The organism is Sediminibacterium sp. GW821-FHT12F12 (assembly GCF_058806635.1).
Genome location: NZ_JBXAPW010000009.1, coordinates 25,245 through 49,308, shown reverse-complemented (window position 1 = coordinate 49,308; position 24,064 = coordinate 25,245). Strand labels below are relative to the sequence as shown.

Below are 24,064 nucleotides of genomic sequence, written 5' to 3'. Positions count from 1 at the left end.
CCAATAAACCTTTCCCGTAAACAGTTGTTCTTGTTTTCATGAAGACTTCTGTTACCATCATGTGGTTCCGCCGCGACCTGCGGTTAGCCGATAATGCAGCACTTTATCATGCCCTTACAGCAGGAAAACCCGTTGTTCCGATTTTTATTTTCGACAGAAAGATTCTTGACCAACTGGATGATAAAGCGGATAAACGAGTGGCGTTTATTCATGCGGCACTGGGTGAGATGCAGGTGGCACTGGAGAAACTGGGTAGCAGTCTGGAAGTGTACTATGGATATCCCGAACAGGTATACCAGCAACTGCTGGAGAAATATGTGATCGCTGATGTGTTCACCAATCACGATTATGAGCCATATGCACAGGAACGGGATGCACAGATCGGAGCCTTGTTACAAACGAAAAATGCCGGATTTCATACCTGTAAAGATCAGGTCATTTTCGAGAAGAGTGAAGTGACAAAGGATGATGGGAAACCTTATACCATTTTTACCCCTTATTCCAATAAATGGAAAGCTAAACTGACGGATGCTGATCTGGGTTCTTTTCCAACTGAGAAACACTTTACTAATTTTTACCGGCAGTCACCACTACAGATTCCCTCACTGACAAGTATGGGTTTTGAAGAAATGGCTCCCAGGTTCCCCGCTAAAGAACTGGCGGATGAAGTGATCAAACACTATGCAGAACGGAGGAACTTTCCTTCGCTGGAGAACGGCACTTCTAAATTGGGCGTACATCTCCGTTTTGGTACCATCAGTATCCGTGCATTGGCCCGACGTGCCAAAACATTGAATGAGACCTACCTGAATGAACTGATCTGGCGCGATTTTTATCACATGATTCTCTGGCATTTTCCGCAGGTAGGTAAGGGCAAAAGTTTTAAACCCGCTTATGATAAAATTGAGTGGCGCAATAATGAAGCGGAGTTCCGGTTATGGTGCGAAGGAAAAACAGGTTATCCCATTGTAGATGCGGGCATGCGGGAACTGAATGCCACCGGTTATATGCATAACCGGGTGCGCATGATTGTGGCTTCTTTTTTAGTGAAACACCTGCTGATCGACTGGCGCTGGGGCGAAGCTTATTTTGCGCAGAAGCTGCTCGACTTTGACCTGGCAGCCAACAATGGTGGCTGGCAATGGGCCAGCAGCAGTGGTTGTGATGCGGCTCCGTATTTCAGGGTGTTCAACCCAACGCTGCAGACAGAGAAATTTGATAAGGAATTGAAGTATATCACAAAATGGGTGCCTGAGTTTCAGGAGTTCAATTATCCTAAACCCATTGTACAGCATGAGATGGCGCGTAAGCGGGTGCTGGAAGTATATGCAAAAGCATTAAATCCGTAATAAGCGTTGCTGTATCAGGAAACAAAGAGGGAGGAACTGTTAATAGTGGAAGAACCATGCAGTTGTTGATACACCTGTAGCATAGTGTTCACGGCAGATTTTCCTTCTTCTCCCAAATTTAGTGAGTACGAATTTACATACAGGTCTATATGCTGACGCATTACCTGCTCGTTCATTTCCTGTGAGTGCTGGCGAACATAATCGGGCAGTTCCGGGTAATGATCGAACGCATAAGCAAGACTTTTGTGTATAAGTCTGTCTACTTTATGTTGCAACTCTCTGTCGAAATTTTTCCGGATGATAATGCCACCTAATGGTATCGGTACTTTCACCGTTTCTTCCCAATACTCGCCCAGATCGCGGATCTTGCTGAGGCCCTTGAGCTGGTACGTAAAACGGTTTTCATGAATGATGACACCCGCATCTGCCCGGCCACTTAACACGGCTTCTTCAATTTCGTGAAATACCATAAACTGTTTGTGCTTCGCTTCCGGATACGCCAGCGAGAACAACATATGCGCCGTTGTATTTTCTCCCGGAATTGCGATGAGCATATCTTTCACTTCTTTTTCAGGTGTTCCTTTAGTGATCAGTAATGGGCCTACTCCTTTACCCAATGCACCTCCGCTATTCAATACTTTGTATGTGTCCAGCACCATTGGTAATACGCCGTAACTGATTTTCGAAATATCCAGTTTACCTGCTTTGGCCCATTCGTTCAGGGTTTGTACATCTTCCAGTACTACCTCAAACGAAAGTCCTTCCGTATCAATTTTATGATTCACCAATGCATCAAAAATGAAGGTATCGTTAGGGCAGGGGGAGAAGGCGAGGGTCATTGGAATGAGTGAATGAGTGGATGAGTGGATGAGTGAATGAATGATAGAATGGTTATTTGAGTTTGTAGAGTTTGTCGATGTATTTGATGAGGGTTTGGTTGAGGTTTTCGATGGCGGGTTGGAGCAGCCAGTTGGATTTATCCCGCTCGCCGATATAGTTGGAGAGGGCCCTGATCTGGATAAAAGGGATCTGGGCTTCGCGGCATACATAGTGCAGTGCGGCGCCTTCCATGCTTTCGGTGGTGGGATTGTATTTTTTGTATAACTGCCGGATCCTCTCGGGTTCGGTAGTGATCTCGTTAACGGTGATGCCACTCACTTCCTGTAGTTTCAGGAGATTATACGTGTTGAGCCAGGGGTTGGGCAGTTTTCTTTTTTCGTAGGGATGGTAATTGCTTTTTTCGAGTTTCAGGTCAAACAGATCCTTCCATTTGCCCTCTTCCTGCACACCCATATCGCCCACCAGTTCATCGGCGATCACCACCACGTTTCCCAGGGGTTGTTTTGTATCAAAACAACCGGCAATACCGGCCTGAATGATCAGGTCGGGCTTGTCTTCATACACCATGCGGGTAATCGAAACAGCCGAAGCCAGCATGCCTACGCCGCTCTGGTGAAACTGCACTTTTAAACGTTGACTTTCACCGGAATACAGTGGGTCCAGTTCCAGGAAGGAAGGCATCCATTCGGCAACAGTGGCGGCGGTGATGATGACTCGCATAGGACAAAGGTGGGGAAAAACCGTGAATCGTGAGTAGTGAGTAGTGAGTAGTGAGTTTGGTTGGGGGGCTTGGGGTTTTACTACCTACAGACTACTCACCACTCACGATTTCCTCCTATTCCTTACCTTTGCCGAAATTTTTGAGGCGGATGGTGTATTTAACAAGACAGGAGCATTTTAACGCAGCGCATAAACTGTTTAATCCCAGGTGGAGCAAGGAACAGAATGAAGCTGTTTTCGGCGTTTGTGCCAATGAGAACTGGCATGGACATAATTATGACCTTTTTGTGACGATCAAGGGTAATCCAGATCCGGATACCGGCTTTTTATATGATGTGAAGCAACTGAGTAAGCTGATCAAACAATATGTGGTGGATAAACTGGACCACAAGAACCTGAACATGGACGTGGATTTTATGAAAGATACCATGTGCAGTACGGAAAACCTGGCCATTGCCATCTGGCAGCAGCTGGCCCCCCATTTACCCGCAGAAGTGAAGCTGCACTGCATCAAACTCTATGAGACCCAGCGTATTTACGTGGAATATTTCGGTGAATAACCTTTTTTCTGGATTGAGTAAACAAAAGAAAGGGTGTACGGGTTATTAGTAACCTGTGTACCTTAGTGCAGACTATCGGAATAGATATTCAAGCTCAGTCATTGATTTCCTGGCTCCTGTATGACCGGCCACTTGATCAGCACACTTCTGAAACAGTGCCGGCAGTTAATGACAGAACCACTTGAACATTGTTTCAAATAAAGTTCAGCCGTGTTGGATAGTACAAGTGTGCGACGCAACAGGTGTTGGGTTCTGTACAGAAGCTGGTACCATGAATTGTAATCTTATGGCAAACAAAGTAGCGGTTTTCCGGAAAGAGCATTTTAATGCGGCTCACAGGCTGTTTAATTCTTCGTGGACGAACGAGGAGAATGACCGGGTGTTTGGGCTGTGTAATAACCCCAACTACCATGGGCATAATTACGACCTGGTGGTGAAAGTAACCGGCGAACCCGATCCGCAAACAGGGTATGTGATAGACCTGAAACTGCTCAGCGATATTGTGAAAGAGGAAGTGATGAGTCGTTTTGACCACAAGAACCTGAATCTGGATACGGCGGAGTTCGCCAACCTGAACCCTACGGCTGAAAATATAGCTGTAGTGATCTACCAGCTGCTGCGCCCAAGAATTGATGCGAAACTGGAACTGCAGATCCGCCTGTATGAAACCGAAAGAAATTTTGTAGAGTATCCTGCATAAATCATCATAGAAAAAACACTGATATGGCTTACACCAAGATCGAGAAGTACGATGAAGAAGTAACTTCAGGACTGATCAAAAATTACCACGAAGCACTGGGTTTGCTGGGCGAAGATCCGGACAGGGAGGGACTGGTAAAAACCCCCGAACGCGTAGCCAAAGCCATGCAGTTTTTAACACAAGGCTACCAGCAGGATCCGATAGCTATCATTAATTCGGCCAAGTTCAAGGAGTCGGTGAGCGAGATGGTGATCGTAAAAGATATTGAGCTTTACTCCATGTGCGAACACCACATGCTGCCTTTTTTCGGGAAAGCGCATATTGCCTATATCCCCAATGGATGGATCACCGGCCTGAGTAAACTGGCCCGTGTGGTAGATGTGTATTCGCGCAGGCTGCAGGTGCAGGAGCGGTTGACAACCCAGATCCTCGAAGCCATCAAAGAATCGCTGAATCCGGTAGGTGTGGCGGTGGTGATTGAAGCCAAACATCTGTGTATGATGATGCGTGGGGTGGGCAAACAGAATTCTGTAACAACCACTTCTGCTTTTGACGGTGAATTTTTGAAGAATACTACGCGTAGCGAGTTTCTGAAGTTGATTAATAAGAAGCTGGATTAGGGGGATTGGTTTTACTTGTTTATTGGTTTATTCGTTTACTGGTTTATTTGTACGGAGGGTGAAATATTTACTCGGAATGCGTACAAATACGATATAAGTAACTATTTGTTATGTATAAATTAGGATTTATGTAAGCGTAAATCCTTTTTTATGCCCTATATTCTGGAAGAACTGGAAGTATATCTGCTTTCTGAAAAATTGGCAGAGGAAATTTGGCAAATAGTGATTGCTTGGCCAGCTTTCAAAAAATTTGGTATCGGGAAACAGCTGACCTCTTCTGTTGATTCAATTTCTGCTAATATTGCAGAGGGGTATGGACGGTTTTTTGTGAAAGAAAATATCCATTTTTGCTTTTATGCTCGTGGATCACTCCTTGAGGCTAAAAGCTGGATCAGGAAATCTTATCAGCGAGGATTGATCAATGAAACAACTTATGGATTATTGATAGCGGAAATGGAGCTGATACACCGAAAGCTGAATGGATATATTAAGGTTTTGAAAAACAATATTCATCACTAGTTTTGGAAGTCTAAAGAATGTAGATAGGTGATGCGATTAGGTAAACGGTTAATTAGGTAAAAAGGAATATCATGAAACGAATAAACCAGTAAACGAATAAACCAGTAAACGAATAAACCAGTAAACGAATAAACAAGTAAACCAATAAACGAATAGACCAATAAACCAAACACACATGAAACACGCTTATATATTCCCCGGTCAGGGTTCGCAGTTCAGTGGAATGGGTAAAAACCTGTATGATATCAATCCGCTTGCGAAGGAACTGTTTGAAAGAGCCAATGAGATCCTCGGGTTCCGCATCAGTGACGTGATGTTTACCGGATCGGATGAAGAACTGAAACAGACCAATATTACCCAGCCTGCAGTATTTCTTCACTCTGTGATCGCTTTTAAAACGCTGGATAATGTGAAACCTGATATGGTAGCCGGTCACTCCCTGGGTGAGTTCTCTGCCCTGGTGGCTAATGGGGTGCTGCAGTTCGAAGATGCACTGAAACTGGTAAGCATCCGTGCCAAAGCCATGCAGAAAGCCTGCGAAGTAAAACCTTCTACCATGGCAGCTGTGCTGGCACTGGCAGATGAAAAAGTGGAAGAGATCTGTGCCGAAGTAAGTAAAGAAACCGGTGAAGTAGTAGTAGCGGCCAATTATAATTGTCCAGGCCAGCTGGTAATCAGTGGCTCGGTAAAAGGCATCGAGATCGCCTGCGAAAGAATGAAAGCTGCTGGCGCCAAAAGGGCATTGGTATTGCCGGTAGGAGGTGCTTTTCACTCTCCGTTAATGGCGCCGGCCAAAGAAGAACTGGCTGCAGCTATTGAGTCCACTACCTTCCACCCGGCTACTTGCCCTGTTTACCAGAATGTGGTTGCCAAAGCCGTAACAGATCCTTCATCAATCAAACAAAACCTCATCGATCAATTAACCGGTGCTGTTCGCTGGACACAAAGCGTACAAGCCATGGTAGCAGATGGGGCCACGCATTTTACCGAATCCGGCCCCGGAAAAGTACTGCAGGGTTTGGTGCAGAAAGTTTATAAAGAAGCAGTAGTAGCAGGAGTGAATTGAAGTAATTAAAAATTAGCAATTAAAAATTGGTTTAGTACATTTTAATTTTTAATTGCTAGTTTTTAATTCGTTACGCTGGTTGCTAAAAATCGAGGATACCATTCACCCATTCCGGATCGAGGGTGGCGTTGTATTTTTTGTAGAAGTTGATGGCGGGTTCGTTCCATTCCAGTACCTGCCAAACCATTCTTTTAAATCCTTTGTCCTTTGCTTCCTGAATAATGCGGTCGAACAATAATTTACCTGCTCCTTTACCCCGTAATTTTTCGGTAACCAGAAAATCTTCCAGGTACAGACATTGTCCTTTCCAGGTGCTGTAGCGGATATAATACAAGGCAAAGCCTTCCACCTTTCCGTTGATCTCGGCCACGAATGCCCACCACACCGGATTAGTGCCAAAGCCACTTTCTTCAAAATGCGCCAGTGTTACCGTTACTTCCTGCGGTGCTTTTTCGTAATCTGCCAGCTCCTGAATCAATTCCAGTAAACGAACGCAGTCTTTTCTCTCCGCCCTTCGAATCAATATTTCCATATTTCTATTTTATACTTCCTAAAAAACATTCGCTCAATCACTCATCCACTCATTCTCTCATTGTTTCCCCCCTCCCTTCACAAACCGCCCCGGTCTGGCACCCGTATGTTCTCCTTCTTTCAACACCTGCACACCATTTACCCATACATGCTGCATGCCTTCGGCATACTGGTGTGGGTTTTCATAAGTGGCTTTGTCTTTTACTTTGGCGGGATCAAAAATAAGGATGTCGGCATAGTTACCCACTTTCAATTCTCCTCTTTTTTGAATATGCAGGTTAGTGGCAGCTACTTTAGCCAGTTTGTGGATGGCCAGTTCCAGTGGCAATAGTTTTTCCTCTCTAACATACTGACCAATTACCCGGGCAAAATTGCCGTAGGCGCGGGGATGAGAACTCTGTTTGATGAACTTACCTTCGGTAGCCATAGAAGCCGCATCGGATCCAAAGCTGACCCAGGGAAGTACTACCTGTTTTTTAACATTTTCTTCGCTCATTAAAAAGTAAGCAACTTCTACGCGGCTGCTATCCTGGATGATGAGGTCAATGGCGGCATCTTCGGGCGTGGTATTTCTGAGCCTGGCTACTTCTGCCAATGATTTTCCTGCGTATTTAAAAAGAGAATCTCTGCGAAAACCCAGCAGTAATACTTTGTCAGCAGAACCTGCGCCATAATAAAGGTTTTCCCAGTCGGGCGCATTGGTCTTCATGGCTTTTTTCATAGCTTCCCTTGTTCGGGGATCCTGCAGGCGTTGCCAGAGTTTGCCGAATCCGCCATCCTGTAAAGAAGGGGGAAAGGCGGCTGTCATGCCGGTGGCACCAGCGGTGTATGTGTACATATTGGCCGCGATATCAATACCTTCTTTCCGCGCCCTTTCTACCCGCCTGATCACGCTGTCCATTTTGCCCCAGTTACTGATGCCGGCAGCTTTCAGGTGATAGATCTCTCCATGCACACCTGCTTCTTTGGCGATGGTGATCAGTTCTTCTACTGCTTCCGTAAGTTTATTTCCTTCGCTGCGCATATGTGAAATATAGCCACCGCCATAAGGCGCAGCCGCTTTGCAGAGCTCGATCAGTTCCTGTGTTTTGGCAAAAAAAGCCGGTGGATAAATGAGCGAAGTGCCCACGCCCAATGCTCCGTCTTCCATAGCTTGTTTTACGAGGTCTTTCATACGCTCCATTTCTGCAGGTGTAGGATCGCGGTTGTCTTCGCCGATCACATTAGTACGGATGGTTGTGGCGCCTACAAATGAAGCAATATTGGTACTGATCCCTTTTTTCTCCATCCACTGCATGTATTCGCCCAAGGTGTTCCAGGCTACTTCATATTTGATGAGCGACTGGTCTTTCTGCATATCCGACTTCATCTTTGCATTCAGCGGACCCATACTCTCGCCCTCTCCAAATACTTCGAGTGTTACCCCCTGTCTGATATCTCCCTGCGATCTGCCATCTTCAATCAGCGAAACCGGTGCCCAGCTCAGCATATTGATGAAGCCGGGGCTAACCGCCATTCCTTTGGCATCCACTTCGTTGTTGGCAGCTTCCTTCGATAGGTCGCCAATGAAGGCGATCGTATCATTTTTGATACCGATATCAGCTGTAAAAGGAGCCGCACCATTACCGTCGTACACCAGGCCGTTACGGATGATCGTATCAAATTTCTTACTACCGCAGGAAGTGAACAGGGCAGTAAGGATCAGCAGGCAGATAAGTTTACGCATGATAGCAGATTATATAGGTCAATTTTTTATTTTCTCTTTGCTTTGAAATTTCCATTGGGCTGGATGAAAGTGGCTTCTGTTGATTCGCCTTTTTCATTTACTTCAAACTGCAAGTAAAATCCGTTGGCTACTTTTAAGGCGAATTTGTGTTTGTCAACAGGTACCAGTTCGTAATCAGGTTGACCGGGCACCAATACATACAACGTTTTATTGTCTTTAATATATACTTTCACCGTAGCAGCCCCCAAACTATATTCTCCCACATATTTTTCCAGTTCTTCTTTGGTAATGGCTTTGGGTTTGGGTGTTTTTAGGAATTTGAAAGGCTCCAGTCCAGCTTCGAATTGTTGTGTAACCATGGAGATCTCTCCTGCTTCGTTCATGTGAAACTGGAAGCGGGCCGGGCTTCTTTCGGTAGTATCCATTGGTTCTCCGGCTGTTTTTTCAAAGGGTTCAAATATATCGTAGTGATATTGACGCAGCCATAACAGGTCTTTACCTACTTTGGCAAACAGTGAGTCATTGATCAGTGACACTTCAAAACTGCCATATCCCGCATGTTGGTAGATGCCTTCATAATCTTTCAAAGGATGGGAAAGTGCCGTATTGGTTTTCTGGCTACTGCTTTTTGTTTTTTCTGCTTCTTTGGCGGTTGCTTTGGCTTTTTCAGAGGCACGTTTCAGATCTGTGTTCCAGTCAAAATAAGGCAGGTTCAATAACCGGTCTGAGATCAGATTTCGTACCACTGAAGGAACCGCAGATCCATTCTGGTTGGTCAGTACCACAATACCAATGCTATCGGTTGGATAAAAACTGGTACTGGCAGAGAATCCATCAATATTTCCACCATGTTCCACACGGAAATGACTTTTGTAAGAAGATACCATCCAGCCAAAACCATAACCTGAGAGATGTATATCTGGTTTTTCTTTGCTCGGTAAACCTGCATTCATCACCATTTGTGCACTCATGGCTTCGGTGGTGTAAGCAGTCGGCAAAATTTCTTTGCCATTAAATTTTCCGCCGTTGATCCAGGTGCTTACCCAGTTAGCCATTTCTGTAACACTGCTGTTGATGCTGCCGGCAGGTCCCATGGCATCAATATTATAATAGTCCATTTTTTTGATGATACTGTCTTTTTTCAGACCATACCCGATAGCAGCGTCATCGCTTTTTTCCATGTCTTTAACTGAGAAAACAGAGCGGTTCATGCCCAATGGTTTGAAAAGATTGTCGCGAACGGCATTTTCCCAGCTTTTGCTCATCAGTTTTTCGGCCAGCATACCTTGCAGCAGGAACATGAAATTGTTATACTGCCATTTTTCGCGTACATGATACGTGGGCTCCATAAAACGGATCCGCTTCATCAGACTATCGCGCGAAGTAGTTGGGAATGCGTACCAGGAAAAATCATGCCTCGGTAAACCGGTACGGTGGCTCATCATATCCCGTACGGTAACGAAGTTGTTCATTTCGTCATTGTAAAACCTCAGATCGGTTAAATAATTCCGGACGGGTTGGTCGTACTGCAGTTTGCCCTCTTTCTGCAGCAGCCCCAGTAAGGAAGCCGTGAATGCTTTTGTACAACTTCCGATGGCAAACAAAGTATTAGGGGTAACAGGTAGTTTTTTCTCAACATCGCGATAGCCAAATCCTTTGGCGTAAATCACTTTGTTTTTCTCTACAACGGCTACGGCAAAACCTGCTGCGTGCCAGTCTTTGAGTACCCGCTCAAATGCCGTATCCAATCCGGCAAAACGGTCAAGTACGACTGCGGTTTTATTTTTCTTCTGTGCAGTGGAGGAAAATGCGAGGGTCATCAGGCAGAGTACCTGTACAATTTTTTTCATGTGGTTAGTTTTGGTATGAAAAAGCCCGATAAATGTAAACACTTACCGGGCTAAATGCAATTAAGTTCTTTAAATGCTTATACTTTTTGCAGGGCTTGATCCATATCAGCCAGGATATCGGCAATATTCTCGATTCCCACACTTAAACGGATCAGTCCATCCGTGATACCATATTGGGCACGTTCTTCTTTTTTCAGTCCGGCATGACTCATCGTAGCCGGGTGCGATAATAAAGTGTCCACTGTGCCGAGTGATACGGCTCTCACGCACATCTGTAACCTGTCTATGAACCGGCGCCCGGCATCCAGCCCCCCTTTTACTTCAAAGCTCATCAAAGCACCGGGATGCCGCATTTGTTTCTGGGTAAGAGCATAGTCGGAGTGAGAAGTAAGACCATTGTAATTCACATGTGCTATAGCCGGGTGTTTAGCGAGAAATTCAGCTACTTGCATCGCATTGGCACAATGGCGTTCCATGCGCAGTTCGAGTGTTTTCATGCCCTGTGTTAAGAGAAAAGCATCGAAGGGATTGCTGTTGCCACCCAACAGGGCATGCCATTTCCATACCTTGGTGCGCATATATTCCAGATCCTTTCCTAATAATACACCACCAATGGCGGTGCCGTGTCCGTTGAGAAATTTAGTGGTGGAGTGAAACACAAAATCAACCCCATACCGGAAGGGTTGCTGCAGGTAAGGCGTGGCAAAAGTATTATCTACTGAAACCAGTTTGTTGTATTGTTTGGCGAGTTGGGTAACCGCTGCAATATCCACGCACTGGATAGTGGGATTGGCCGGCGTTTCAATATGTACCAGTTTAATTTTCGGGTCATTCTTCAAAGCATCTTCTACCAGTGCCAGGTTACGCATATCAATGATGGTGGCCTTTACACCAGTATCGGCCATTAATTTGTTCAGCAGTTCATGGGTGCCTCCGTATAAAGAGAAATGGGAGAGCACTGTATCGCCGGCCTGCAGGGTACTGAGAAACAGGGTACTCATGGCGGCTTGTCCGCTGGCATGTAATAAGGCTTTCACTTCCAAAGGGTTACCATTGGCATCTCTCAGGCCAAAGGTTTCCAGAGCTGCAATGGTTTCTTCTGCAACCGTAAAAGTAGGGTTGCCCCAGCGACTGTATATCCTTGTTTTATCGGCACCGGCAAAACGATCGCTGCCCTGCTGTGCAGAATCAAACGTAAAAGTAGAAGTGGCATAGATGGGGGTGAGATGCGCATAGTCGGCATTCTCCTGCCCAGACGAGTGCATTGCCACAGAACTGATACCGGTAAAGGGAATTTTTTTATTCATTATATTTAGATTGACAAAGTCAGGGTTATCATTCTGGCAAAACAGCCAGCCACTTCAAAAGTAGGATTTAACATGAAGCAAATATTAACCTCTTTTGCCCGTTACGAAAGATGGGCCAATGAACAGCTGCTGGATGTTATCTGTACGCTTACAGAAGAACAGCAGCAACAGGAAATACAAAGCAGTTTCCCTTCTATTCAGAAAACCTGTATGCATGTGTGGGATGCATCCAGCATCTGGTGGCAGCGTTTGCAGCGGCACGAACAGATCATGGTGCCCAGCCTCAGTTTTCATCCTTCCATGAAAGATATTGAGAACGGGATCTTACACCAGAATGATCAATGGATAGAGTGGATGGAAGCGTGTACCGATGCGGATCTGGAAGCCTTTCTCCCTTATAAAACGATGAAAGGCGAACATCATCAGCAACCGGTGAAGGATATCATGCTGCACCTGAATAACCATGGAACCTATCATCGCGGACAGTTGGTAACCATGCTGCGGCAGGTAGGGGCAGTAGCAATACCGCAGACGGATTATATCCTGTATGCCCGACGTTAGTCTAAAGAATACAGGATATAAAAAATACCCGCCTCAAGAAGGCGGGTATTTTTATTCGATACAATAGAAGTTTAGTAGGCCCATTTAACCCAGGTAGCCCCCCAGGTAAAACCACCACCGAAAGCGGCGAGTACCAGGTTGTCGCCTTTTTTGAGGCGGCTCTCCCATTCCCACAAACAAAGGGGGATGGTGGCAGCGGTGGTATTGCCGTATTTCTGGATATTGATCATTACTTTCTCTTTCGATAATCCCATCCGGTTGGCGGTGGCATCAATGATGCGGAGGTTGGCCTGGTGGGGTACCAGCCAGGCAATATCATCGCCGGTTAGATGGTTACGTTCGAGAAGTTCGGCGCTTACATCGGCCATGCCTTTTACGGCAAATTTGAATACGGGTTGTCCATCCTGGTAAGCATAGTGTTCTTTAGCCAGCACAGTTTCAACAGTGGCGGGTTTTACCGAACCACCGGCTTTCATGTGCAGGTACTGGCGGCCGCTGCCATCGGTACGTAAAATACTGTCGAGGATCCCGTTTTCGTCTGTAGATGGTTCCAGCAACACTGCCCCGGCACCATCGCCAAAAATGATACAGGTGGCACGGTCGGTGTAATCTACAATGGCGCTCATTTTATCCACTCCCACTACCACTACTTTTTTATAACGGCCACTTTCAATATACATGGCGCCGGTGGTTAGGGCAAAGAGGAAACCACTACAGGCGGCGCTCATATCATATCCCCAGGCATTGGAGGCACCAATTTTATCGCAGATGATATTGGCCGTGGCGGGAAAAACCATATCCGGGGTAACGGTGGCGCAGATCAAACAGTCGATATCGGTAGCGGCGAGGCCTTTTTTACGTAACAGTTCCTGCACGGCCGGTACAGCCATATCGCTGCTGCCCAGGCCCGGCTCTTTTAAAATTCTTCTTTCTTCAATGCCGGTGCGGGTACGGATCCATTCATCGTTGGTATCTACCATTTTTTCAAGGTCGAAATTGGTGAGTTTAGTGTCTGGTACATAACCGCCTACGCCGGTAATAGCTGCTCTGATTGTAGTCATATATTTTGCTAAGATTGGCGCAAATATCTATAAGATTTTCATATTATCTCGTTCTGCGGCAGGAGAATACGCTTTCCGACTTTGAAATTCAGCAGATTCTAACAGTTGTTAGCGAAATACAGCTTCTCCGGATCCGGTGGCTTTTTGGATTGGGATGGGGGTAGAAATTGCCCGTTTTGGGTAATAAAGTTAGCTGGCAGAACCTTTTTTAACATATTTTTGAAAAAGCTATGATCGCTTTTGTTCGAGGACATTTTGCCGTTAAAACCCCTGCCCGGGTAGTGGTTGATGTAAATGGGGTAGGATATGAGTTACAGGTTAGCCTGAACACATATGCTGCCGTCAGTAACAAAGAAAGCGGTCAGCTCTTTACTTACCTGCATATTACCGAGAATGCACAAACCCTGTTCGGATTTGCCGAATGGGCCGAGAAAGAAATGTTCCTGCACCTGATCAGTGTATCAGGGGTAGGTGCATCCACTGCCCGGATGATGCTTTCCGGCATGCGGCCCGATGAAATTGCCCGTGCCATTGTGCAAGGCAACACCCGGCAGCTCGAAGGGATCAAAGGTATCGGTAAGAAATCGGCCGAAAGACTGATCGTTGAATTGCGGGATAAGTTGGGCAAACTGTCACTGGATCCTGCGGTTCCGGTGTCTGCTTTCCAATCGGTGGATGCGGATGCGGTAAACGCGCTGGTGGCACTGGGAATCGGTAAAGCCGTAGCAGAGCAGGCAGTGAAAAAAACAATGACAACACAAACACAAGATTCTTCATTGGAAGATATCATTAAACAAGCACTTAAAAACCTATAGTCTATCGCCTCCATTTCTACCTAACCAGTTAATTGAATCTATCGTTTCTACCTGTACTTAACCAAGCGTAACTGTTTGAAGGCTATTCGTCATTTACTGATCCCTTTGTTCCTGCTGTCTGCTGGTGTTAACCTGTATTCCCAGCAGAAAGATTCTGTGCACTATCCTATCAGCGACAGAAGGGGCGATCCATTGTCGAACCAGAGCAAGAACCCTTTTGATATCCGCGATAATTCCCTGATCAAAAGGGAGATCGAATACGATCCCAAAACCAAACAGTATTATGTGATCGAAAAGATCGGGAGCAAGTATTACCGTACCCCTACTGTTTTAACGTATGATGAGTTCTGGCGTATCCAGTCGCGCAAAGCGGAAGAAGATTATTTCAAAAAACGGGCAGCAGCTTTAACCACCCTCAATCTGAAATCGCCAAGGCCCAAAATGCGGATCTATGACAAACTGTTCGACCGTATTTTCGGAACTTCGGCCAATGGGTTGAAAGTGGATATCCGGCCAACCGGTGAAGTGAATATCATGGCTGGTTACCAGGGACAGAACATCAAAAACCCCACTTTACCCGAACGGGCGAGAAAGAATGGTGGTTTTGATTTTGACATGAACGCCAAGCTGAATGTAAATGCCAATATAGGCGACAAGCTGAAGTTCCCTATCAATTACAGCACTATCTCTAATTTCGGTTTTGATAACCAGCTGAAACTGGATTATAAAGGAATGGATGATGAGATCATCAAAAGCCTCGAAGCGGGTAATATTTCTTTTCAATCAAGAAGCACCCTGATGCCGAGTGCGCAGAATCTGTTCGGAGTAAAAACACAGTTGCAGTTTGGTAAGTTGTTTGTAACAGGTGCCATCGCTAACCAACGGTCTACCCGGCAGTCGGTAGGATTGCAGGGCGGTGCAGCTACTACCAATTTCAATAAAAAGCTGGATGATTATGAGGAGAACCGACACTTTCTCTTAGGACAATATTTCCGGGATAATTATAACAAAACCATGGCCAAGCTGCCAGTGGTGAACTCGCAGGTGCAGATCCAGAAAATGGAAGTATGGATTACCAACCGTACCGGCGCCACTACAGATGCCAGGGATATTGTGGGTTTGATGGATTTGGCTGAGGCCAAACCCTACAACCCCAATATACGATCCCTTACCACCAATCCCTTACTTGCCAACGGCGCCAATGATCTCTATGCATCGCTGGTATCCAATCCTTCTGCGAGAAATCCCGCCGCAGTAAATTCATTGTTATTGTCGAAGGGATTGCGGCCGGTAGATGATTTTGAAAAAACTTTTGCACGTAAACTGAATCCATCTGAATATTATTTTAATCCGCAGGCGGGATTTGTGTCCATCAATGTACAGTTACAGTCTGATGAAGTGTTGGCAGTAGCCTACCAATACACGTATAACGGACGCGTATACCAGGTGGGTGAGTTGTCGCAGGATGTGGCGCTGGATTCTACCAGGGGGGTACAGAAAGTATTGTTCCTGAAATTATTGAAAGCCACATCGCAGCGGGTGGAATTGCCTACCTGGGGATGGATGATGAAAAACGTGTATTCATTGGATCTGTTTGGAGGTATTCAGCAGGATGGATTTCAACTGAACGTGTTGTATGAAGAACCCAGTGGCGGTTTAAAAAGATATTTACCTGAAAGCGCTCCGGCAGTAGATGGAAAATCATTGTTACGGATATTGAATCTGGATAGGCTGAATAACCGGAACGATCCGCAGCCGGATGGGGTATTTGATTACATAGATGGTTTTACCATTTTGCCGCAGATGGGGCGGGTGATTTTTCCGGTACTGGAACCCTTTGGCCGCGACCTGGATTCGCTGGCTTTTGCGGGGCAGCCCACTGCCATGAAAAGGAAGTACGTATACTACCAGTTATACGATTCTATTAAAGCCATTGCACAAACCTATGCCAACCTGAATCGTTTTGTTATGCAGGGGCAGGTAAAAGGAAGTGCCGGTGGTTCAGAGATTAACCTGAACGCATTTAATATTCCACAGGGATCGGTAACGGTAACGGCCGGTGGACAGGTGCTGCGCGAAGGACTGGATTATACGATCGATTATAACCTGGGTGTAGTGAAGATCCTGAATGCTGGAATCCTCAGTTCAAATATTCCTGTGAAAGTTTCCTTCGAAAACAATGCCGGATTCGGTATACAGCAGCGCAATTTTACAGGTCTGCGACTGGATTATGTGGCCAATAAAAAACTGACACTGGGTACCACTTTTATGCGTTTGTCTGAAAGACCCTTCTTCACCAAAATGGGGTATGGAGATGATCCCATCAGTAACAGCATGTATGGCTTTGATGTAAGCTATCGTTCAGAATTGCCGGGTCTTACCAGAATGCTGGATAAACTTCCTTTTTATTCTACCAAAGCTAAATCCAGTATCACCGCTTATGGTGAAGCAGCGATTTTGAAACCGGGTCACCCATCACAAATCGGTAAGGGAGATAACGGGTTGATCTTTGTGGATGATTTTGAAGGTACACGCACCAGTATTGATCTGCGTTTTCCATTGGTTGCCTGGGCGCTGGCATCAACCCCACAGGGCAATCCTAAATTTCCGGAAGCTACTTTAAATGATACGCTGGATTACAATTACAACCGTGCTAAACTGGCCTGGTATAATATTGAACCCAACCTGCAGGACAGGAACAGTCCCAATAATCCCCTGCGCCGCGATCTTACTGAATTGAGTGATCCGCGCGTAAGACAGGTATTTACCAACGAACTGTTTCCACAGCGTACCACCAATATTACCGATGTGCAGGCATCTACTTTTGATCTTGCTTATTATCCTACAGAAAAAGGTCCCTATAATTTCGAAACGCGTAGAACAGAACTGGATGCGAACGGTAAATTATTACGCCCCGCCAACCGTTGGGGAGGTTTGATGCGCTCGATAGATCAGACAGATTTTGAAACAGGTAATATTGAGTATATCGAATTCTGGGTACAGAATCCATTTATCAAAACCCCCACCAGCAAAGGAGGAAAATTATTCCTGAACCTGGGTAATGTAAGTGAAGATATTTTAAAGGATGGGAAGCGTTTTTACGAGAATGGAATGAATACGCCCAATATTCCTTCGGCGGTAGATAGTACCAATACATGGGGTAAAACACCCGTGAATCCGATACAGATCACGCAGGCATTCAGTAATGATCCTAATGATCGGCCTTACCAGGATGTAGGACTGGATGGATTGGATGATGATGCAGAAAGAAGAAAGAAGGGATATGTGCTGAATAAGATTGCGGCTAATTTCGGAACCGCTTCTCCTGTTTACCAGAAAGCATTGGCGGATCCGGCGGGTGATAACTATAAGTGGTATCGGGATCCGAGTTTTGATCCATTGGGTACGGGTATCCTGGGCAGGTATAAAAATTTTAATAATCCACAAGGCAATTCACCGATTGCAACCACTGGCGGACAGTTCACTTCCGCTGCTACCCTGTATCCCGACAATGAAGACCTTAACAGAGATAATACACTGAATGAAACAGAATCGTATTACGAATATGAGATTGAGCTGAAGCCGGGTATGGCTGTGGGTGTTACTCCTTTTGTTACGGACAAGAGAACGGTGAATGTAAATTCTCCGGATGGTGTGCGCCGAACCGAAGACTGGTTCCTGTTCCGTATTCCGATTAAAGGGTATGCGAGAAAGATCGGTAGTATTCCGGATTTTAAATCGATCCGTTTTGCGAGATTATATCTGACAGATTTTGAAGATTCTGTAGTACTTCGTCTGGCACGTCTGGACCTGGTGCGTAACCAGTGGCGCCAGTTCATTTATAATATTGATACTACGGGATCATATACGCCTATCAACAATGCGGCAGGTACGGTATTAAACACATTAGCTGTAAACCTCGAAGAAAACAGCAGCAGGCAACCGGTTAACTACCTGATGCCTCCCGGTGTAGAAAGGGTGCAACTGCTGAGTAACAATGGTGTGAACCTGCAGCAGAATGAACAGGCGATGAGTTTGAAGATCAGTAACCTGCAGAGTGGAGATGCACGTGGTGTATTTAAAACCATGAACCTCGATATACGGCAGTATGGTAAACTGTCGATGTATGTACATGCAGAATCAGTACCAGGTCAACGGCCGGTGAGGGATAATGAACTGAATGCGATTATCCGCATCGGACAGGATTTCCTGAATAACTATTATGAGATCAAGATCCCGCTGAAGGTTACCCCTCCGGGCAATTATCCGCGCGGACAGGAAGAAAAGGTTTGGCCGGCGGAGAATAATCTTGATTTCAGTTTACGTTCGTTGATCGATCTGAAATTAATGCGGAACAATGCAGGGGCAACGGTTACCAAAATATTCAGGCAAACCATCGATAATAAAACCATTTCCATTTTAGGAAATCCTAACCTGGGAGAAGTAAGAGGTATTTTGTTTGCGATCGAAAACCCATTGAAACAGGATGGGGCCATTATTACAACAGAAGTATGGGCCAATGAGCTCCGTTTGTCGCAGCTGGATGAAAATGGCGGATGGGCCGCATTGGGAAGGGTAGACCTTACTCTTGCTGATCTCGGTACGTTAACTGTTTCGGCCAATACCCATACACAGGGTTTCGGTACCATTGAACAGCGTGTAAACGAGCGCGCCAAAGAAAACCTGGTACAGTTTGATGCAGCGGCCAACATTGATGCCGGTAAACTGATTCCTAAACAGGCGAGAATCTCTGTGCCTGTATATGCCAGCATTAACCGAACCATTCTTACTCCACAGTTTGATCCGTATGATCTGGATGTTCGCTATAAAGAAAAACTGAACTCCTCTTCCAAAGAAAAAAGAGATTCGATCAAAAACGTGGCATTGGACCAGACCACTATCAAAACCATCAATTTTACCAATGTGCGTTTCCTGCCGGGTAATGCCAAACCGGGGCTGTTGAATATCAGTAATCTTGATTTCAGTTATTCTTATTCGCAGATCACACAAAGCAGTCCGGTGATACTCCAGAATTCTGTAACAAAACAGCGGGGGGGGGTGGGATATACATTCGTTGGGTCATCTAATTATATAGAACCTTTTAAAAAAATCATCCGTACACAAACGCCCTGGTTAGCACTGTTCCGTGATTTCAATTTTAATCTCCGCCCTTCTTTCCTGAGTTTCAGGGCCGACATTAACCGGCAGTTTGGAGAATTTATTCCGCGTATTGTGAACACCATCGATAGCAAAGTGGAGAGGGTAGATACTACTTACGACAAGTATTTTACTTTTGACCGTTATTATGGCATGCGCTGGGATCTTTCCCGTTCGCTGAATTTCGATTTTAATGCTACCAATAATGCACGGATTGATGAACCGTATGGCAGACTGGATACCAAAGCCAAGAAAGATACGGTTCGCGAGAATTTCTTTAAAGGGGGAAGGAATACGCTATACCAGCAGAAAGCCACGTTGGGCTATACATTACCACTGAATAAGTTGCCGCTCACAGATTGGATCACGGCCCGTTATACCTACGCAACTTCTTATAACTGGATTGGTGCCAGCCGGCTGGCGATGAATCTCGGTAACACCATCGAGAACTCGCAGGAGAACACATTGAATGCCCAATTCAATTTTGCGAGCCTGTATAATAAATCCAAGTGGCTGCGGGCACTCGATAATATTCCGGCACCTAAACCCAAACCCGATCCTAAACGACCGGCCGTGGTAAAAGATGTTAATCAGAAAAATGCACTGGGTACGGATATCCCTACCAAAGCTGAAGTGGTAAAAGGACTCAAAGGAAAAAAACGCAGAGAAGCCCTGAAAAAATGGCGTGCCATGAAAAGGGATGCCCGGATAGCAGAAAGGTTATTGAAAGCTAATGAACCAACAGAATTAAACGGCTTCACCCGTTCTATCGGTAAGTTTATTACGATGGTTCGAAATGTGAATGTTCAATACTCGGAAAATTATCGGAGCCGTTTGCCTGGTTATATGGACAGCTCTAAGTACTTAGGACAGAACTGGAGCAGTATGGCGCCTGGACTGGATTATGTATTTGGTAAACAGCCTGATGCTAATTGGCTTGATAAAAAAGGATCACAGGGGTTGATTACAAGAGACAGTACTTTCAACTTCCTTTTCCGTCAGAACTTTGAACAACGTTTCAGCATAACCGCGCAACTGGAACCGATCAGGGAATTTGTGATCGATATTAACCTGGATAAATCTTTTACCAAAGAGTATTCAGAATTATATAAAGATACCACCGGCAGCGCGGGACTCAGTCACCTGAATCCTTTGGCCAGCGGCGGATTTAATGTTTCTTATATTTCATTTGGTACTTTGTTTGGTCAGCAGAACCCGAACGAGATTTCTACTACTTTCCGGACCTTCGAAGCCAACCGACTGATTGTAAGTAAACGAGTGGCGGAGCAGAATCCTTACTGGCAGGCATTACCGGCAGGACAGAAATTTACGGCCGATGGATATGCCAAAGGATATGGAAGGTATGCACAGGATGTACTGGTGCCGGCTTTTCTGGCAGCGTATACCAAAAAGGATCCGAATAGTATTGCTTTGATCAAACAATCCAATACTAAGATCAGCTCTAATCCATTCAGCGGTATTTTGCCAAAGCCAAACTGGAAAATGACTTATACGGGGTTGAGTAAATATCCGGCGCTGGCTTCTGTATTCAGCAATATTGTGATCACACACGGTTATAATGGTAACCTGAGCATGAACAGCTTTAACAGTGCGCTATTGTATCAGGATCCATTCAGGTTCAGCGCCCCCGGATTTATTGATACGGTTAGCGGCAATTTTATTCCTTTCTTCCTTGTTCCGAATATAACCATCAAAGAAGGTTTTGAACCGTTGATCGGAATTGATGTAACCACGATTAACCAGTTAAATGTAAAATTCGAATATCGTAAGAGCAGACAATTAAGTCTGAGCCTGATCGATTATCAGTTAAGTGAAAGCCGTAGTACAGAGTGGGTATTTGGTGCCGGACTGCGTCAGAAAGGAGTGAAGTTACCTTTCAGGTTGCCGGGTTCAAAAGGCAAAACATTACAGAATGATCTGAATATCCGTCTCGATCTTTCTATGCGGGATGTAGCAACGAGTAACAGTCGCCTTGACCAGGCCAATGCCTACGGTACCGGCGGACAAAAAGAGATCTCTATTCAACCTTCTGTCGATTATGTATTGAATAACCGGATCAATATCAAGTTCTTCTTTGATCAGCGGAAAGTGATACCGTATATTTCCACATCCGCCCCGATTACAAATACCAAAGCGGGTATTAATGTGCGGATCTCGCTGGCGCAGTAAAATAAAAGAGCTTTATTTAGGTGGGTACATAATGGATTCGTTGCCACAAAAAGAAATCTCCCGATAGTTTGTTAAGTACAAACCGTCGAGAGATTTTTTTATAGCGTTTCGCTATTAACGAAACCAACAGCGAATGTTTAGTTTTTTCTGAATGCCCATTTGAACATTTCTTTCCAGCTTACTTTTTTGCCATACATCAGGATACCGGTACGGTAGATCTTGGCACTGAGCCAGGTAGTAAGCAGAAATCCACCTATCAGCGACAGCATACTCAGACCCAATTGCCAGTAAGGAACGGTTCCGGGGATACCATAAGCGATCCTTGCCATCATTACCATGGGCGAACTGAAAGGGATGATACTGGCCCAAACCGCCATCGGTGTGCTGGGATCCTGTACGGCATTGGTCATGATAATAAAAGAGAAAATGATGGGCATGGTGATGGGAAGCATCAGACTTTGTGCATCCTGCGGATCCTCATTCACCACACTGCCTACCGCTGCAAACAAAGCCGCGTAGAACAGGTAGCCGCCTAAGAAATAAAAGATAAAACAAAGGATAATTACGGGCCAGTTGGCAGTGCTGAATGTGTGTTGCATTTTATAGATCTGCTGTGCAGCATCACCTGCCTGCGCCATACCACCTCCCGGCATTTGGCCGTTGGCCTGTTGGAGGGTTTTTACCTGTTCCATCACATCATGCGGAACAAAGGCCTGAGCTGCAGTAGTGAGCCCAATTATGAGTATGATCCACATGAGAAATTGGGTTAGTCCAACAGCGCCGATGCCGATGATCTTTCCCGCCATCAGCTGAAAGGGTTTTACGCTGCTGACCATCACTTCTGCAATACGGTTGGTTTTTTCTTCCATTACACCGCGCATTACCATGGCGCCATAAATGAACATAGTGATATAGATGAGCATACCGCTACCAAAGCCAATACCGTACGATAAACCCGCGCTGCTTTCTTTAACACCTTCTCCGTTCTCTTCCACCGCTTTCAGTTCGGCATATTGCGATTGCATATGGATGGAATCCAGTTGTGCCTTATCGATACCTGCCGTTTGCAGCATATTATCTTCAATAGCGGCATTGATACGTTCTGAAATAGCACTCTCGGTGGTGATGCTGATCCGTTTTTTTGAGCGGATAAGGTAGTTCATTTTGCCACCGGTAGCATCCAATTTGGGGATCAGAATGATATCTGAATATCCTTTCTGCAGGTAGTTACTGGTATCCACATCGGCAGGAAACTCGAAAGCCAGTGCTTTGGTACTTTTGATATTGCCTTTGAAAAAACCGTTCTGGTCTATGACAGCAATCTTTCGTTCATCTTTCCCCTTGATCGAAAGAAAAGTGGTTCCGGCAATCAATGCCACAATCAGCAGGGGCATTAAAATAGTGGTGAGTACAAAACGTTTATTTTTTACCCGCGTGAGGTATTCTCTTTGTATGATGAGTAATGTCTTATTCATAAATGCAGTTTGTAGGATGGTTGGGTGAAAAGAAATTTATGGATTTACCGGTTGAAAAGCCCTGCTGGTAGCGCGGGTGCCTTCTACCAGGTTAATAAAGATCTCGTTCAGCGAAGGGAGTACTTCATGGAAGGCTTCAATAGTCAGGTTCTGTTGCAGTAAATGCTGTAATACATCATTACTCCGGTAGCCCTCTTTGATCTTTACGGTTAAGCGATTTGCTTTCTGATCGGCAATTTCAAAGGAAGCGGCAGTAAGACTGGCCGGTACTTCTCCGAGCTGGATCGCAAATTTATTTTCCTTGAATTGTTGTTTTATATTGGCCACGGTACCGTCGAGGATCTTTTTACCGAGGTTCACCAACACAATATGATCACAGATTTCTTCTACCTGCTCCATACGGTGGGTACTGAAAATGATGGTGCTGCCTCTCTGTGCCAGTCCATAGATCTCATCTTTGATCAGGTTGGCATTTACCGGATCCAGTCCACTGAAAGGCTCATCCAGGATAATGAGTTTGGGTTCGTGTAAAACAGTGGTAACAAACTGCAGTTTCTGGCTCATACCTTTACTCAGGTCCTCTACTTTTTTGTTCCACCAGGTTTCCATTTCCAGGCGTTTGAACCAGAATTTGATCTTGGTCATGGCTTCGCTTCTGCTCAAGCCTTTCAGTTGTGCCAGATAAAGTGCCTGCTCGCCAATCTTCATCTTTTTGTACAATCCCCGCTCTTCGGGCATATAACCTATTTTGATGATATCATTTTCCGGATCAAATGTTTTGCCATCAAAACGGATATCGCCGCTATCCGGGTAAAAAATGCCTGTGATCATTCTCAACAGGGTGGTTTTACCGGCACCATTGGGTCCGAGCAGGCCAAAAATGCTTCCTTTTTCGATAGAAAAACTGATATCATCTACCGCTTTCTGGGTAGCATAATACTTCTTCAGGTTACTGAGTTCAAGGATCTTGTTCATAAGGGTTGGGTTGTACTCAAATGTAGGGTATATTTTTCTGCT

The 24,064-nt window shown here is 45.3% G+C and carries 18 protein-coding genes; 9 read left to right on the top strand and 9 right to left on the bottom strand.

The genetic code is table 11. From position 1 onward, the window contains the following. Positions 1-38: 38 nt before the first annotated feature. Entirely contained in the window at positions 39-1,349 is a 1,311-nt protein-coding gene (locus AC1RNB_RS13075; RefSeq protein WP_493083442.1) for a cryptochrome/photolyase family protein, read from the top strand. Between the two features lie 14 nt (positions 1,350-1,363). Here AC1RNB_RS13075 and AC1RNB_RS13070 read toward each other — a convergent pair whose 3' ends face one another. Together AC1RNB_RS13070 and mqnB are read right to left on the bottom strand one after the other, a co-directional pair. After that, positions 1,364-2,188 carry a 1,4-dihydroxy-6-naphtoate synthase gene (locus AC1RNB_RS13070; protein WP_493083440.1) on the bottom strand — a complete coding sequence of 275 codons (825 nt, stop codon included), beginning with the start codon at positions 2,186-2,188 and terminating at the stop codon, positions 1,364-1,366. Positions 2,189-2,240: 52 nt separating this feature from the next. Continuing rightward, positions 2,241-2,909: a futalosine hydrolase gene (gene mqnB / locus AC1RNB_RS13065; RefSeq protein WP_493083438.1), complete on the bottom strand. Its 669-nt coding sequence runs from the start codon at positions 2,907-2,909 to the stop codon at positions 2,241-2,243. Positions 2,910-3,058: 149 nt separating this feature from the next. On the opposite strand from mqnB, the gene AC1RNB_RS13060 reads away from it, so the two are divergent. The 5 genes from AC1RNB_RS13060 (at position 3,059) to fabD (ending at position 6,374) form a co-directional block, all read left to right on the top strand. After that, positions 3,059-3,469: a 6-pyruvoyl trahydropterin synthase family protein gene (locus tag AC1RNB_RS13060; protein ID WP_493083436.1), complete on the top strand. Its 411-nt coding sequence runs from the start codon at positions 3,059-3,061 to the stop codon at positions 3,467-3,469. Positions 3,470-3,755: 286 nt separating this feature from the next. Beyond that, positions 3,756-4,169, top strand: a complete 414-nt coding sequence (locus AC1RNB_RS13055; protein ID WP_493083434.1) for a 6-pyruvoyl trahydropterin synthase family protein — start codon at positions 3,756-3,758, stop codon at positions 4,167-4,169. Between the two features lie 23 nt (positions 4,170-4,192). Further along, a complete protein-coding gene (gene folE / locus AC1RNB_RS13050) occupies positions 4,193-4,789 on the top strand; it encodes a GTP cyclohydrolase I FolE (protein ID WP_493083432.1) in 597 nt (198 codons plus the stop codon). Between the two features lie 150 nt (positions 4,790-4,939). Continuing rightward, positions 4,940-5,308, top strand: a complete 369-nt coding sequence (locus AC1RNB_RS13045; protein ID WP_493083430.1) for a four helix bundle protein — start codon at positions 4,940-4,942, stop codon at positions 5,306-5,308. Positions 5,309-5,483: 175 nt separating this feature from the next. Further along, positions 5,484-6,374, top strand: coding sequence for an ACP S-malonyltransferase (gene fabD / locus AC1RNB_RS13040; RefSeq protein ID WP_493083428.1), 891 nt, complete (start codon positions 5,484-5,486; stop codon positions 6,372-6,374). Positions 6,375-6,456: 82 nt separating this feature from the next. On the opposite strand, the gene AC1RNB_RS13035 is transcribed toward fabD, so the two are convergent. From AC1RNB_RS13035 to AC1RNB_RS13020, 4 genes are all read right to left on the bottom strand, one after another. Further along, positions 6,457-6,906: a GNAT family N-acetyltransferase gene (locus tag AC1RNB_RS13035; RefSeq protein WP_493083427.1), complete on the bottom strand. Its 450-nt coding sequence runs from the start codon at positions 6,904-6,906 to the stop codon at positions 6,457-6,459. A gap of 57 nt (positions 6,907-6,963) precedes the next feature. Continuing rightward, entirely contained in the window at positions 6,964-8,631 is a 1,668-nt protein-coding gene (locus tag AC1RNB_RS13030) for an N-acyl-D-amino-acid deacylase family protein (RefSeq protein ID WP_493083425.1), read from the bottom strand. Positions 8,632-8,657: 26 nt separating this feature from the next. After that, entirely contained in the window at positions 8,658-10,481 is a 1,824-nt protein-coding gene (locus tag AC1RNB_RS13025; protein ID WP_493083423.1) for a serine hydrolase, read from the bottom strand. Positions 10,482-10,558: 77 nt separating this feature from the next. After that, the gene (locus AC1RNB_RS13020; RefSeq protein ID WP_493083421.1) at positions 10,559-11,788 is read right to left on the bottom strand and encodes a trans-sulfuration enzyme family protein; all 1,230 of its coding nucleotides are present in this window, start codon (positions 11,786-11,788) and stop codon (positions 10,559-10,561) included. A gap of 72 nt (positions 11,789-11,860) precedes the next feature. Between AC1RNB_RS13020 and AC1RNB_RS13015 the strand changes: the two genes are divergently transcribed. After that, on the top strand, positions 11,861-12,349 hold the full coding sequence (locus tag AC1RNB_RS13015) for a DinB family protein (RefSeq protein ID WP_493083419.1): 489 nt from the start codon (positions 11,861-11,863) through the stop codon (positions 12,347-12,349). A gap of 71 nt (positions 12,350-12,420) precedes the next feature. Here AC1RNB_RS13015 and AC1RNB_RS13010 read toward each other — a convergent pair whose 3' ends face one another. Continuing rightward, positions 12,421-13,410 (bottom strand): beta-ketoacyl-ACP synthase III, encoded by a 990-nt coding sequence (locus AC1RNB_RS13010; RefSeq protein WP_493083417.1) that lies wholly within the window; start codon positions 13,408-13,410, stop codon positions 12,421-12,423. Positions 13,411-13,640: 230 nt separating this feature from the next. Here AC1RNB_RS13010 and ruvA point away from each other — a divergent pair, with 230 nt between their 5' ends. Both ruvA and sov read left to right on the top strand, forming a co-directional pair. Then, the gene (gene ruvA, locus AC1RNB_RS13005; RefSeq protein WP_493083415.1) at positions 13,641-14,225 is read left to right on the top strand and encodes a Holliday junction branch migration protein RuvA; all 585 of its coding nucleotides are present in this window, start codon (positions 13,641-13,643) and stop codon (positions 14,223-14,225) included. 75 nt (positions 14,226-14,300) lie between these two features. Continuing rightward, entirely contained in the window at positions 14,301-21,572 is a 7,272-nt protein-coding gene (gene sov, locus AC1RNB_RS13000; protein ID WP_493083413.1) for a T9SS outer membrane translocon Sov/SprA, read from the top strand. 137 nt (positions 21,573-21,709) lie between these two features. Here the strand turns inward: sov and AC1RNB_RS12995 are convergent, their stop codons facing one another. After that, the gene (locus AC1RNB_RS12995; protein WP_493083412.1) at positions 21,710-23,047 is read right to left on the bottom strand and encodes an ABC transporter permease; all 1,338 of its coding nucleotides are present in this window, start codon (positions 23,045-23,047) and stop codon (positions 21,710-21,712) included. Between the two features lie 36 nt (positions 23,048-23,083). Beyond that, entirely contained in the window at positions 23,084-24,022 is a 939-nt protein-coding gene (locus AC1RNB_RS12990) for an ABC transporter ATP-binding protein (protein WP_493083411.1), read from the bottom strand. Positions 24,023-24,064 lie beyond the last annotated feature (42 nt).

Coding starts and splice junctions, on each gene's coding strand:
- AC1RNB_RS13015 (WP_493083419.1), top strand. CDS start 11,861: ATGAAGCAAATATTAACCTCTTTTGCCCGTTACGAAAGATGGGCCAAT.
- AC1RNB_RS13010 (WP_493083417.1), bottom strand. CDS start 13,410: ATGACTACAATCAGAGCAGCTATTACCGGCGTAGGCGGTTATGTACCA.
- ruvA (WP_493083415.1), top strand. CDS start 13,641: ATGATCGCTTTTGTTCGAGGACATTTTGCCGTTAAAACCCCTGCCCGG.
- AC1RNB_RS13060 (WP_493083436.1), top strand. CDS start 3,059: ATGGTGTATTTAACAAGACAGGAGCATTTTAACGCAGCGCATAAACTG.
- AC1RNB_RS13025 (WP_493083423.1), bottom strand. CDS start 10,481: ATGAAAAAAATTGTACAGGTACTCTGCCTGATGACCCTCGCATTTTCC.
- AC1RNB_RS13020 (WP_493083421.1), bottom strand. CDS start 11,788: ATGAATAAAAAAATTCCCTTTACCGGTATCAGTTCTGTGGCAATGCAC.
- mqnB (WP_493083438.1), bottom strand. CDS start 2,909: ATGCGAGTCATCATCACCGCCGCCACTGTTGCCGAATGGATGCCTTCC.
- fabD (WP_493083428.1), top strand. CDS start 5,484: ATGAAACACGCTTATATATTCCCCGGTCAGGGTTCGCAGTTCAGTGGA.
- AC1RNB_RS13055 (WP_493083434.1), top strand. CDS start 3,756: ATGGCAAACAAAGTAGCGGTTTTCCGGAAAGAGCATTTTAATGCGGCT.
- AC1RNB_RS13045 (WP_493083430.1), top strand. CDS start 4,940: ATGCCCTATATTCTGGAAGAACTGGAAGTATATCTGCTTTCTGAAAAA.
- AC1RNB_RS13075 (WP_493083442.1), top strand. CDS start 39: ATGAAGACTTCTGTTACCATCATGTGGTTCCGCCGCGACCTGCGGTTA.
- AC1RNB_RS13030 (WP_493083425.1), bottom strand. CDS start 8,631: ATGCGTAAACTTATCTGCCTGCTGATCCTTACTGCCCTGTTCACTTCC.
- AC1RNB_RS13070 (WP_493083440.1), bottom strand. CDS start 2,188: ATGACCCTCGCCTTCTCCCCCTGCCCTAACGATACCTTCATTTTTGAT.
- AC1RNB_RS13035 (WP_493083427.1), bottom strand. CDS start 6,906: ATGGAAATATTGATTCGAAGGGCGGAGAGAAAAGACTGCGTTCGTTTA.
- folE (WP_493083432.1), top strand. CDS start 4,193: ATGGCTTACACCAAGATCGAGAAGTACGATGAAGAAGTAACTTCAGGA.
- AC1RNB_RS12990 (WP_493083411.1), bottom strand. CDS start 24,022: ATGAACAAGATCCTTGAACTCAGTAACCTGAAGAAGTATTATGCTACC.
- AC1RNB_RS12995 (WP_493083412.1), bottom strand. CDS start 23,047: ATGAATAAGACATTACTCATCATACAAAGAGAATACCTCACGCGGGTA.